Raw genomic sequence first — 13,387 nt, forward strand, 5'->3', positions numbered from 1 at the left:
AGCGATAAAATTTCGGGGCAGATTAGTTATGTGGATTTCCTTATAAATTTAGCACATTAATTTCTCACACACCTCTTAAGGCTAAATCGGTTAGGAGGAAATAAATTCCGGCAGCAAAGGACCCTCCGACCAAAGGTCCGATAACAGGTATCCAGGCATACTCCCAGTCACTCGAAGCCTTCTGATTAATGGGCAATACGGCATGCATTAACCGGGGCCCCAGATCTCTTGCCGGGTTAATGGCATAACCGGTGGTTCCCCCCAGGGAAAGTCCGATAGCCCAAACCAGAAATGCAACGGGAATGGCTCCAATCGAACCCAATCCAATGGGTACAGTTACCTCTTCCTTCAATCCGGGTTCGGTAAAAAAGAAGATGGTGATCATAAGAACGAATGTACCCGCCACCTCGCTAAAAAGGTTGCTCTTCCAATTCCTGATGGAAGGAATGGTAGCAAAGGTTGCCAGTTTGACCAAAGGCCCCTCCGTTTTCCTGTAATGGTCTTTATAAAACACCCAGACCAGCAGGCTTCCTGCAGCGGCCCCTAATACCTGGGCCAGCAGATACGACGGCACAAGACTCCAGCTAAAATGACCTGCAAGGGCAAGAGAGAGGGTTACCGCAGGGTTAATATGAGCTCCGCTATGCGGCCCGGCAACCACCACTCCCACAAAAACTGCAAGGCCCCATCCGGTCGTTATGACCATCCATCCACCGTTATTCCCCTTTGTTTCCCGGAGAAGTACATTAGCCACCACCCCATTCCCTAAAAGGATGAGGAGGAGCGTACCGATAAATTCTGCTGCAAAGGGTGTCATAGGCCATATCCCCGGGTATGAGGATCCGTTTTTTTAGCTTAGGTATTCTCAATTTAAAAATTATACCGGTAATTAACTAATATTCAATACCTATACACTTATTTTAGGGTTAAACCTGCTTCGCTGAAAATTTTTGATGCATCCGGCGAATTCCCTGTCTATCAAAGTTATGTTAAAAATCCATCCTTTATTTTGCAGGAGAATAGCGGACTTGTATTTTGGAAATCAAATTAAAACGCTTTGTTCCGTTACCTGCCTCTTCTATTGATCTTTTTTTTCCAGCCTGGAAATGCCCAGGAGCAAATGCTTCAGGGTACCATCACCAACGGGGAGGCGCCCCTGGAGGCAGCCCACATTCTCAACCTGAGCAAATCCCTTCAAACCATAAGTGATGGTGAAGGATACTTTGCCATTTCTGCTGCCGTTTCGGATACGATCGTATTGAGCTACCTGGGGTTTCAGAACGTCATCTTTACTGTTGATGAAAGCCTGTTAGACGGAGAGGATCTCCATCTGGTTATGAAGGAAAACGGCATTGAACTGGGGGAGGTTACCCTGGAATACAACCGGGCCCTGGACCCGGTGGCCCTGGGACTGATCAATAAGCGCCCTGAAAAATTAAGTACGAATGAACGGAAACTTAAGGAAGCGGGCGACTTCAAAGCGGTTCAATTACTCGGAATCCTGGGAGGAAGCGTTCCTATCATTCCGATGCTGAACAAGATCACCGGCAGAACAAAGCGATTAAAACGTCGGGTAGCCGTGGAAAATGAAAATAACCTGAAGGAGTATTTACATAGAAATTACGACGATTTTTTAAACCGGGAGCTGGGACTGGAAAAGGAATGGACCGACCGGTTTCTCTATTATGCCGTGGTTAACGGCTCCTGGAATGACATCTATCCTAACGGAAACAAGGAGCAGTTCCGGTTCCGGCTCATCCAGCTCTACCACCAATACACGGCCTCGATGGAGGAGGGAACAGACCTTTCCATCCCGGGAGAATTGCCACCCGCATCAGGAAATCAATAACCCATTTTTTTAATTTCTGTATTTAATGTGGATTTCTTTTAAATTAGCTGAAGCTAACCTGAACTCATGAAAAAACTATTTACGCTTTTCCTGGCTTCCCTTACATGCGGGATTACACAGGCCCAGGACCTCGATAACTATCTTGAACCTGCAAAATTCCGTAATATCGGGCCCTTCAGGGGTGGTCGTGCCAACGGCTCCTCCGGGGTAAAGGGTGATCCTCTGACCTATTACATGGGCACTACCGGAGGCGGGGTATGGAAAACAACCGATGCCGGACAGCAATGGGAAAACATATCCGATGGTTACTTTAAAACAGGATCAGTAGGTGCGGTTTCCGTATCAGAAAGCGACCCGAAAACCGTATATGTGGGGATGGGCGAACACGCTCCCCGAGGGGTGATGACTTCATACGGGGACGGGGTATACAAGAGCACCGATGGCGGTAAAACCTGGCGTCATATGGGTCTTAAAGAAACCCGCCATATATCGAGAATCGTTATCCACCCGAAAGATCCGGATATCGTTTGGGTTGCCGCCCAGGGCGCATTGCATGGCCCCAACAAGGAAAGAGGCATCTATAAATCTACGGACGGGGGCGAAACCTGGCAACAGGTCCTCTTTGTCAATGAACTTACCGGCTGCAGCGAACTCTCTGTAGACCATCAAAACCCCAGGGTGCTCTATGCCGCCATGTGGGAGCATATCCGCAAACCATGGAAGGTGGTGAGCGGCGGAGAAGGCAGCGGACTTTATAAATCTACCGATGGAGGAGCCACCTGGTTTAAGATAGAAAACGGCCTGCCGGAAGAAAAAGGGAAAATGGCCATTGCGGTGTCCCGTGCCAATTCCAACCTGGTATATGCGCTGATCGAAAGCGATTCCAAGGCAGAAAAGGGAGGCCTTTTTGTTTCCCAAAACGGAGGGAAAGACTGGACTAGGGTTAGTGAAGACCACCGACTCATACAGCGTGCATGGTATTACATCGAAGTGTTTCCGGACCCGGTAGATGAGCATACGGTTTACGTACTCAGTGCCTCCTTTTACAAATCCATCGACGGAGGGAAAACCTGGGAAGAGATCACCACCCACCATGGCGACTATCACGATCTGTGGATCAACCCCGACAATCCGGATAACATGATCGTTACCGACGATGGCGGTGCCACCATTACCCTGAACGGAGGTGAAACCTGGTCGTCACAACAAAATATTCCCACGGCCCAGTTTTACCGGGTGGCAGTAGACAATGGGTTTCCGTACAACATCTATGGCGGACAGCAGGACAATACCTCAGTAAAAATAGCAAGCATCGGCCTTGGAGACGGCAGCATTGGCAGGGAAGACTGGTCGCCTTCGGCCGGAGGAGAGAGTGCCTTTTTAGCATTCGATCCGGACCATCCTGAAAAAGTGATGGGAGGCAGCTATCTGGGAACCATAGATCTTTTGGACACCCGAGCGATGGCCATCACCAATGTAATGATAGAACCCAACCTCTACCTGGGACTTCCGGCGAGAGAAATGAAATACCTCTACAACTGGAATGCTCCTATTATAAAATCACAACACGAGGCGGATACCTGGTACCATTGTGCACAGTATGTCATGAGGAGCAGGGATGAGGGGAAAAGCTGGGAAGTTATCTCTCCGGATCTCACCACCAATGACGATACAAAACAAGGAAATGGGGGAGGCCCTTATACCAATGAGGCCGTGGGTGCAGAAAACTATGGTACGATAAGCTATATTATTGAATCTCCCCATGAAAAAGGAGTCTTCTATACCGGAAGCGACGATGGAATGGTGTACATCACCAGGGATAACGGAAGCACCTGGCAGAATGTTACCCCTAAGAAATTACCGGAAACCCTTGTGAATGCCATTGAAGTGTCACCCCATGATCCGGCAACGGTGTATATCGCCACTACGCGCTATAAATTCAACGACCATACCCCTTCCCTTTGGAAAAGCACGAATTACGGAAAAACCTGGACCCTTATCTCGGAAGGCATCCCGACAGGGGCATATACCCGGGTGGTAAGGGAAGACCCGGTACGAAAAGATCTGCTGGTTGCAGGTACCGAACTGGGACTCTATGTGTCTTTGAACGGGGGGAATTCATGGGAGCCGTTAAAGAGTAATCTTCCGGTGGTTCCGGTGACCGACCTGCTGCTCAGGCATGACGACCTGATCGTGGCCACCCAGGGGCGTTCCTTCTGGATCTTTGACGACCTCAACCTGCTTCGACAGTATCAAAAAGGAGACAACGGATTAAAACTCTACCAACCTGAGAGTGCTGTCTGGGCCAACTGGTACAGCAGTATGGACAGTAATGAGCCTGCAGGAACCGATCCCTTCGAAGGTGTAAATCCCGCAAGTGGAATGGAGATCTATTATCAGCTTCCGGAGTTGGCTAAAGATACCGAAGTATTCATGGAGATCAGGAATGAAAACGGGGAGCTCGTGCGATCTTTTTCTTCACTTCCCGATAAAGACCACGTTGCCTATGAAGGGGCACCCGCCCCGAATCCGGCACTTTCTAAAGAGAAAGGACTCAACCGCTTTGTCTGGAATATGCGCCATACCTCCCTGCCGGGAGCTCCGAAGGTATATATCGAAGGAAGTTTCGCCGGACATAAAGCCATTCCCGGAACCTACACCATCAAACTCAGGGCCGGGGAGGAATCGACTGAAACCACAGCAGAGATCAAAACGAATCCGTTATACCCCACCACCCCCGAAGAATACAGGGAATATCATGAATTCATGAGCGTGGCTGAAGCTACCTATACGGAAATGACAAAGATCACCAATCACAATTACGAGCAACTGCAGCAACTAAAGGGGTTCCTGGAGAAGGTCGACAAGAAGAAGTTTCCGGAGGAGACAGCGCAGGCGGAAGCCCTCCTTAAAAAGATGGAGGCTTTTGACCAGCTTATGGTACAACGACTGTCTAAGGCCTATGACGATGTGGAAAACTATGTCAATGGGTTTACCGCTCATTACCTCACCGTGATCAATCAAACCGACAGTCAGATCCCTGTGGTTACCAAGGGAAGTAAGGAACGCCTAACCGCACTCAACGCCGAGTGGAAAGAGCATCAGAAACTGCTCAACGAGATCAGTGCACAGTCTGAGAAGGTCATGAAAACCATGTTTGCCCTCTCCCTGACTGAATATTAAAAATGAATATCAAAGCCAGAGGGCGGGATCGATCCTGCTCTTTGGCTTTATTAATCTCATCCAAGTGAATTTCCCCGGAGTTCAACATTCCTTAGTAAGCTCACGCCTGGTTCAGGTGGTTTTATGTGCTCTCCTGCTTTGCCCATGGGGAGAGATCCGGGCAAAGGACAGCCTTTGACTTTAAACACCTGTTTGAACAAAACGATTACTGGGTGAGCTTTCGAATGAACAGCCCGGAAACAGCGAACAGTGAAGCACATCATTACTTTGTTCTGGCTTATGTCCGGAACTTCTAGTTAAAAAAGTATGCCTTGCTGAAACCTGAGCACACCCTTAATATTGGATCAGGTCTTTCAGATAGCCCCACATCTCATGATGCAGCGCTCTCTCATTCACATTATTCAGCTCCCCGAAACGCACCACTACCAGCTCCAGCTCCGGAACTACATCGATAAACTGCCCATTTAATCCCGCTGCGGTATACATGCCGGGGGGAGCATTGGGCGTAAAAAAATCTGCAGATGCGCCACCGGATCCGGGAATCTTTAACCCCTCCCTGTTCAGCCACCATAAATAACCGTAGGCGGGATTAATATCCTGGGACGAACCAATCATGGCATTAAAATATACTTCATCATTCATGATCCGGGAATCCTTCCAAACCCCTTCATTCAGCATCAGCAATCCAAAACGGGCCGCATCTCTCGCAGTACTCCAATAGATGGTGTTGTATTCCTCTTCAACACGCCATTCCCCACGCATCCCCAGTGGATACTCCAGTTGTGTATTCGAAAAATCCTCGTACCTGTTCCCGGTTGCGTTCATCAGGATCTCATCCAGCAGATTGTAAGGTGCATTGTGATAGGACCACCGGGTACCTGCATCTGCCTTGTATTGCAGGCATTCAGGTTCGGTACAGTCATCATCAACCCTGTCGTTTGGTGTATTGTCGGTGATCTTTTCATCCAGCCCGGTGGTCATATTGAGGTGATGTCTGATCTGTATGAGGTCCTGCTTATCGGGGGACAGGCTACTCCAGGAATCCCCGAGATAATCCGAGGTGCGGTCCGAAATATCCAGCAATCCCTTCTCCTGGGCCAACCCTGTTAAAAAGGAGGTAAGTGTTTTCCCAGCAGAGGCCCAATACCAGAACGATTGCTGCTCAAATGCCGTATTTGTTTCGTATTCCTGTCCCGAATATCGCTCCAGAACAATATGACCTCTGTAAAGCAGCAGAAAGGCCCGGGTGTCATGCACATCAAGAAAGGAATACAATGCCTCCGTTACGGATGTATCCCATCCAAGAGAATCAGCTTCCAGGGTATTCCAGGGCGCTTCCGGTTCCTCATTGGAAGGAAAAAACATTTGGATTTCCTTTGAATCTCCATTGTCATTCCCCTCCCCGGTTCCGGGATCCGGATCGTCTCCCGAACCCTCATCACCGCCCTGGGGCGGGTCCTCCTCTTCTGCTGAAGGAGGAACAGTATCGTTTACCACCGTTTCCGGTTCATTATCGGAAACAGGCGGAGTCAGCTCTGTGCTGCAACAGGTGAGCATAAGCAAAACAATAACGGAAAGGACGCTACTCGTATAACGGAATGATTGCATTCGTTTGGATATCAACAACTAAAAAAGTGTTTATGAGGTTTGTATTCTATAAAGTTAACGTGTAAATCTATTAAATATTTGTTTTTCAGCACATTAAGCCAGTTGTAAATTTAATTTTCTCCTGTAAAAAATACTTTTTTAAACTTTTAAGGAACTAACGGAAGCTACCTATGATTGGAAATCGAAGTTTGGAGGCATTGGCGAATAGGTGAATAGGCGAATAGGTGAATAGGCGAATAGGTGGATAGGTGAATAGGCGACTAGGTGAATAGGTGAATGGGTAAAGATGTAAAGTCGTGAAGGTGTAAAGTCGTAAAGTCGTGAAGGTGTAAAGCGCTGGGTATACGATAATGAGTAAACTCCCGACTCCCGACTACCGACTACCGACTACCTGTCTCCCTGCCTCCCCGCTTCCCTGCCTCCCTGCCTCCCCGCTTCCCTCTAAAAGTAAACAAAACACGATTTTTTGTAAACTAGACTTTACATTTAAAATATTCTACTATCTTTGTGTAAAGTTTACTTAACATTTAATCAAAGACCTTTTACTTATGAGTGCAACTAAAAATGACTTTAAGGCACAGACCCATAAAAACACCGTCCGCCTTGCGGTCTGGACCGGTGCCTGGGTAGTCTCCATGGCCCTGGCCGCCTTCGGACCCAAATTCGTATGGAACGAGAATAAGACCTTATCGGTTCTTGCCATCCTGCTTAACGTGAGCATGGGAATCATGATGATCCTCGCCAATCGCACCCTGATCAAAGGGATGGATGAACTGCAGCGCAAGATACAGATCGACGCCATGGCGATAAGCCTCGGAGTAGGTGTGGTTGGCGGGCTCGCTTATTCCCTGCTCGACACCACCAACGTTATCCCCTGGGATGCAGAGATATCCTTCCTGGTGGTGCTAATTTCCGTTACTTATATGATCGGCATCTTCGTGAATCAAAAGCGCTACCTATGAAAAACCGGTTAAAAGTACTTCGCGCAGAAAGGGACTTCACCCAGGGGGATCTTGCCGATGCTCTGGGCGTTTCCCGCCAAACGGTAAACGCCATTGAAAAAGGGAAGTTCGATCCCAGTTTACCCCTGGCGTTTAAGATCGCTTCACTCTTTGGGCATAGCATCGAAGAGATCTTTCAATACGAAAACTAAAATCCATGATCTATATCGTCTTGCTTCTCGCCAAATTCCTCCTGCAGATCACACTGGTGTTCCTCTAACCTCCTTGATCTCCCTGTTGCATTTTACTCTGAAAAGAATTTTTTATGAAGGCACAGGGATTAACCGGAGAGCCCGTGAAGTGATCAGGAGCTGTTTTCAGACCCTGTTTACTCAGGCATTACCCTCCGCCGGTACGCTTAATTCACAACCTCACCATGCCATAAAAAAAGACCCTGGGGTTACCAGGGTCTTTGATGCATTTTCAAGGAAATATAATACTAACTACCAATAAATTCAGAATAGGATTGTAGTTCAACACCTTCCAGGCCTTTGCTCTTCTTCTTTAGTTTGGTCAGGCGTTGTTCCGCTTCCTCCATTTGCCTTTTCAACATCCCGAGGTTCTCCATATCATTGTCAGATGGCTTATCATAACTGCTGGCCACCTTGCTGTACAAGGCCGATATACGTTCCCTGAGCTGGGGTTCGGCCGCTCCCACATAATTATCCCCCGTGGTGATCACCAGATCTTCCTTGAGGCTGTTCAATCGTTCGGTCTCCTTCTTGTTCCCGTTCTTTTCGGCTACAGCAATAAGTTCGTCCAGTTCATAAACCATATATGCCAATTCCTGGGACATCTGGTAAAGCTCCATCGTAACCTCATTTTTCACAGCATAGTCTTCTCTGGACAGCGGTAGATCATTGTCAAAAAGCAGTTCAAATGGCTGTTCATAAACTTCATTTCCTTTGGTCATTACCACCTTGTAGGTTCCGGGTGGAACCTTAGGGGTGGTAAACCCGCCGAAGCTAAAGGTCTTCCCTTTGGCCATCTTGGGTTGTTTCCTGCTGTAATTCCAGGTAACGATATTAATTCCCTTTGACTTCCCTGCTCCCAGCTCTGCAATCTTATTTCCGTCCATATCCTGAATTTCCATTGCCATCTTTCCAAAAACGTGTCGTTTTTTTAGATAGTAACGAATCTGTACATCACGAGAATCGTTCCTGCCTACGAACTGGGTTTCAGACCCGAAACTATCCGAAAATCCGGTGGTTTCGTCAATGACAGTTGGGGGTATGGAAAAGAAATGTACGTCTTTCGCCACCACTTCTTCAGACAATTCACGCAGGGGAGAAATATCATCTATGATGATCACACCCCGACCATGAGTACCCATTACCAGGTCATTGGTTGCAGGGTGCAGGTCGATGAAATGGACGGCGACTGCCGGCATATTGTTGGTAAACTTATTCCAGGTGCTTCCCCCATCCGTAGTAATGTAGAGACCGAATTCCGTGCCCAGAAATAGCAGGTCGGGATTTTCGTAATCCTCCTGGATATTCCTGGCAAACCCCTTAATATCGGGAGTGGTGATACTCTTCCAGCTCTTCCCAAAATCGTTGGTCTTGAAAACATACGGATTCTGATCATTCATCGTATGCCCGTCAAATACAGCATATGCGGTTCCTGCATCAAAATTCCCGGCCTCAATATGGTAGCACCAGGTATTGGCAGGCAATCCTTCGATATTCATTACAGTATTGCTCCAGGATTTACCTCCATCTCTGGTGACCTGCACATTTCCATCGTCTGTACCTACCCAGATCACATTTTCGTCCAAAGGCGATTCGGCTATGGTAAAGATCGTGGTGTGGTTCTCTGCCCCCGAATTATCAACCGAGAGTCCGCCGGACTCCGCCTGGTTTTGCTTAGCAGGATCGTTGGTGGTAAGGTCCGGCGAGATGATCTCCCAGGTGTCGCCCATATTATCCGAACGGTGCAGGAACTGACTCCCGACATAGATCCGGTCGTCTACATGCGGACTAAGCGCAATGGGAGCATTCCAGTTAAAGCGCAGCTTCATTCCCTCTTCGACAGGCAGGGGTTGAATGGTCTTTACCAGGTTGCGATCGGCATCGTAGCGCCAGATATTTTCAGCGCCCTGCATTTCGGCATAAATGATGTTCTCTGACGGATGTCGGAACATGCGAAAGCCATCTCCACCACCCACCGGGTTCCAGTCGCGGGCGGTTATTCCTCCCGGAGAACGCGACGGGCCATACCAGGAACCGTTATCCTGTAGTCCGCCATAGACGTTATACGGCTCGGCATTATCGGTACTCACGTGATAAAATTGAGAAAGCGGCAGATTCTCCACGATCTCCATGGTATTCCCGCCATCCCAGGAACGGTACACCCCCCCGTCTGTTCCGGCGAACATCATTTCAGGGTCCTTAATATGAAAGGCGATATCGTGAATATCGCTGTGCATATTCCCCAGGTTCTTAAAGGTTTTACCTCCATCACGTGAGATCGATCCGGTAAGTCCCGCTTTTACCACGACGTCCTCATTTCTGGGATCCACTACAATACGGGAGAAATAAAAAGGTCGGACCGTTATGCCGAAATCATTGTTGAGTTGCTTCCAGCTTTCCCCGGCATCATCACTGCGGTATAAACCCTTGCGATCGTTCTCCTGGGCTTCAATAACCGTATAGAGCACCTTCGGATTGGAGGGTGCAACCGCAATTCCCAATCGCCCGAGACTTCCGGAAGGAAATCCCTTATGGATCTTTTTCCAGGTTTCTCCTCCATCTGTAGACTTATAGAGGGCACTATTGGCCCCTCCGGACTCGAAAGACCACCCGGTACGCCTGAATTCCCACATACTTGCATACATGACGGAAGGGTCGGATGGATCTATGGCCAGGTCGGCACAACCGGTCCTGGGGTCGATATATAACATTTTCTTCCAGGTCTTTCCCCTGTCGGAAGACTTAAACACACCTCGCTCTTCACTGTCGCCCCAGAGTGCACCCAGTACGCCGACATAGATCTCATCCGGATTTTCCGGATGCACGATCACGCTGGCGATTCGCTCTGAATCCCCGAATCCAAGAAGCTCCCAGTTGGCACCCCCATCAACAGAACGATAAAGTCCGCATCCCACGGAAACACTGTTTCGGGTCCAGGTTTCCCCGGTACCCACATAGATCGTATTATCAGGATCTGAAGGATCCAGGGTAACCGTTCCTATGGACTGGCAATATTCATCGAAGATCGGATTAAAGGTAGCTCCCCCGTCATTTGATTTCCACACCCCTCCACCGGCAGCTCCTAGATAAACCACCTTGGCATTGGTGGGGTGAAGTTCCAGATCATTGATCCGGCCGCTCATAAGCGCAGGCCCTATATGCCTGGCGGTAAGATCCCCGAAAAGTTCCTTTCCGCGTACCTCAGCATCTGCCTGACCGTAGATGCCAAGCGGACAAAGAACAAGCAGGGTTATTATCCCGAATATATTTTTCATCATACTAAACATTCCGTACTTATTCGTCTTTACCTCCTTCTGTGGTCTCCGGGAATTCAAAGGCTTCGGCTTCCACTTCCGGATTCAGCTCGATCGAATCGAAAACCAAAGGCTGGCCCGGTTGTCCTTTAACGCCCTGGGTCATGGAAAACGGAAAGTACAATCCTTCTACTTCCTGATAGTCGCTCATGGTCACCATGGAGGTCTGGCCTTTGGCAGGACCTTGTTTAATGACACTCTCCACGGCAATAGGCACAAAGTTATCCTTGTCAAAATAGTAGAAACTAACATCTTCTTCCTGTTTCCCGTCTATGGTAAGCGGCTCTTTCACCAATTTTATCTTATAGGTGGATGCCCCCTCTACGGTTTCTTCACCTAGAAGTTCAACTGTATATCCCTTCTCTTTATAATCGATAAAAGGATCCGGAAAATCATTGGCATTCAATTTGAAATTAGAGGTGGATTCCGCGTCGCTTTTTTCGGGCTGCATGGTCATGAAATTATGACTCCACAAGGTTTCCCCATCAAAAACGCCCTGTTTGATCTCCTTCCCCTGGAAACTTATCAGGTTCATTTGTCTTCCGTCTGCAAGCGAATATACCTCCACCGGGATCTCCATTCCACCCTGGTTTACCTTTGCCATCATCTTAAGCCCCTGCAGACTTTTAAGTTTTTCTTTCCCCCCGATATTTTCAAAATAATTCTCGAGGATCTCATCTGCGGTTTGGGCATGCAAGGCCGTACTTAGGCTCAATACCGCCATGAAAAGGATAGTAATTGATTTCATTTGATTTAGTTAAATGGTTAAAATACTTAGTATAAGTTACATAAATGTCCGAAAAGTTACATTGTCACTACCATATTATCCTACATTTTTTAAAAGCTGAGAATTGTCATCGTTCTTGGAATATGCATCTCCTAATTTTACGGTTAAAACCGTGAGACTATGAAAATCGTATCATCGTCGGAAGCTTTACAAGCTGTACGATCCGGAGACCGGATATTTATCCAGGGAGCCGCTATGACCCCAACCGCTCTCATCGATGCGCTCTGCAACCGTTACAATGAGCTGGAAAATATCGAACTGGTGCAGATCCATACCGAGGGAGATGCCAGATACACCCGATCCCCGTACAATAAAACGTTCCGGGTGAACAGCCTTTTTGTGGGCGGCAACGTGCGCCAGGCCATTAATTACGAAAATGCAGATTACACCCCCATCTTCCTGAGCGAGATCCACTTGCTGTTCCGAAGAAATATCCTGCCGCTTGACGTGGCCCTTATCCAGGTGAGTCCACCAGACAAACACGGGTACTGTTCCCTGGGTACCTCTGTAGATGTTACCCTGCCTGCGGTACAGACAGCAAAAACCGTGATCGCCCAGATCAATCCTATGGTACCCAGAACCCATGGCGACGGAATCATCCACATCAGTCAGATCCATATCGCCACAGAAACCGTCCATCCTATCTTTATAAAAGAGGTCCCGCCCCTTACAGATACAGATATCAGGATCGGAAAACATGTGGCAGCACTTATAGAAGACGGAGCCACCCTGCAGATGGGAATAGGCAGTATTCCCAATGCCGTTTTAAGCAACCTGGGCAACCACAGGCGTCTGGGGATTCATACCGAAATGTTTACAGACGGAATCCTGCCGCTGATCGAAAGCGGGGTGATCACCGGAGAAGAGAAGGCCATAAAGACAGGAAAAATAGTAACCTGTTTTGCCATGGGATCTCAGAAACTTTATGACTTCACAGACGACAATCCGCTGGTACACTTTAAAGAAGCAGCCTACACCAACGATACGGCTATCATAAGGCGCAATCCAAGAGTAACCGCAATCAATTCGGCCATAGAGATCGATCTTACCGGTCAGGTGTGCGCAGATACCATTGGAGGCATGCAGTATTCCGGGGTTGGCGGCCAAATGGATTTTATCCGGGGAGCAGCGCTATCCGAGAGAGGAAAGCCTATTATTGCCATGCCATCAACCACCCGCAAAGGCGAGTCCAAGATCGTTGCTATGCTAAAACCCGGCGCCGGAGTTACCACAACCCGGGCCCATGTACACTATGTGGTTACCGAATACGGGGTGGCCCACCTGTTCGGGAAGAACCTGATGGAACGCGCAAAGGCCCTGATCCGCATCGCCCATCCCGACCACCGGGAATCCCTGGAAAGAATTGCCTTCGATCGATTTTCAAGGAAGAGCATTTCAATAGATTAAATATATACTACGCAATATCCTGTTATTCTGAACGTTATAGTGTATCG

9 protein-coding genes are annotated in these 13,387 nt (G+C 48.3%); 5 read left to right on the forward strand and 4 right to left on the reverse strand.

Features of this window, described 5'->3' with window-relative positions; genetic code table 11:
• Positions 1–64 precede the first annotated feature (64 nt).
• A complete protein-coding gene (locus K7R11_RS00830; RefSeq protein ID WP_224487909.1) occupies positions 65–817 on the reverse strand; it encodes an MIP/aquaporin family protein in 753 nt (250 codons plus the stop codon).
• Positions 818–1,081: 264 nt separating this feature from the next.
• Between K7R11_RS00830 and K7R11_RS00835 the strand changes: the two genes are divergently transcribed.
• Together K7R11_RS00835 and K7R11_RS00840 are read left to right on the forward strand one after the other, a co-directional pair.
• A complete protein-coding gene (locus K7R11_RS00835) occupies positions 1,082–1,849 on the forward strand; it encodes a carboxypeptidase-like regulatory domain-containing protein (protein WP_224487910.1) in 768 nt (255 codons plus the stop codon).
• Between the two features lie 66 nt (positions 1,850–1,915).
• Positions 1,916–5,032: a VPS10 domain-containing protein gene (locus tag K7R11_RS00840; RefSeq protein WP_224487911.1), complete on the forward strand. Its 3,117-nt coding sequence runs from the start codon at positions 1,916–1,918 to the stop codon at positions 5,030–5,032.
• A gap of 333 nt (positions 5,033–5,365) precedes the next feature.
• Here K7R11_RS00840 and K7R11_RS00845 read toward each other — a convergent pair whose 3' ends face one another.
• Entirely contained in the window at positions 5,366–6,589 is a 1,224-nt protein-coding gene (locus tag K7R11_RS00845) for a serine hydrolase domain-containing protein (RefSeq protein WP_224487913.1), read from the reverse strand.
• A 599-nt stretch (positions 6,590–7,188) separates the two neighbouring features.
• On the opposite strand from K7R11_RS00845, the gene K7R11_RS00850 reads away from it, so the two are divergent.
• Together K7R11_RS00850 and K7R11_RS00855 are read left to right on the forward strand one after the other, a co-directional pair.
• On the forward strand, positions 7,189–7,602 hold the full coding sequence (locus K7R11_RS00850) for a hypothetical protein (protein ID WP_224487915.1): 414 nt from the start codon (positions 7,189–7,191) through the stop codon (positions 7,600–7,602).
• Positions 7,599–7,793 (forward strand): helix-turn-helix transcriptional regulator, encoded by a 195-nt coding sequence (locus K7R11_RS00855; protein ID WP_224487917.1) that lies wholly within the window; start codon positions 7,599–7,601, stop codon positions 7,791–7,793. Before K7R11_RS00850 ends, K7R11_RS00855 begins: the two co-directional genes overlap by 4 nt.
• Positions 7,794–8,080: 287 nt before the next feature.
• On the opposite strand, the gene K7R11_RS00860 is transcribed toward K7R11_RS00855, so the two are convergent.
• Positions 8,081–11,110: a VPS10 domain-containing protein gene (locus K7R11_RS00860; RefSeq protein ID WP_224487920.1), complete on the reverse strand. Its 3,030-nt coding sequence runs from the start codon at positions 11,108–11,110 to the stop codon at positions 8,081–8,083.
• 16 nt (positions 11,111–11,126) lie between these two features.
• Positions 11,127–11,894: an outer membrane lipoprotein-sorting protein gene (locus K7R11_RS00865; RefSeq protein ID WP_224487921.1), complete on the reverse strand. Its 768-nt coding sequence runs from the start codon at positions 11,892–11,894 to the stop codon at positions 11,127–11,129.
• A 159-nt stretch (positions 11,895–12,053) separates the two neighbouring features.
• On the opposite strand from K7R11_RS00865, the gene K7R11_RS00870 reads away from it, so the two are divergent.
• Positions 12,054–13,340: an acetyl-CoA hydrolase/transferase family protein gene (locus K7R11_RS00870; protein ID WP_224487922.1), complete on the forward strand. Its 1,287-nt coding sequence runs from the start codon at positions 12,054–12,056 to the stop codon at positions 13,338–13,340.
• Positions 13,341–13,387 lie beyond the last annotated feature (47 nt).

It is taken from the genome of Robertkochia flava (assembly GCF_020166515.1).
Lineage (GTDB): Bacteria > Bacteroidota > Bacteroidia > Flavobacteriales > Flavobacteriaceae > Robertkochia > Robertkochia flava.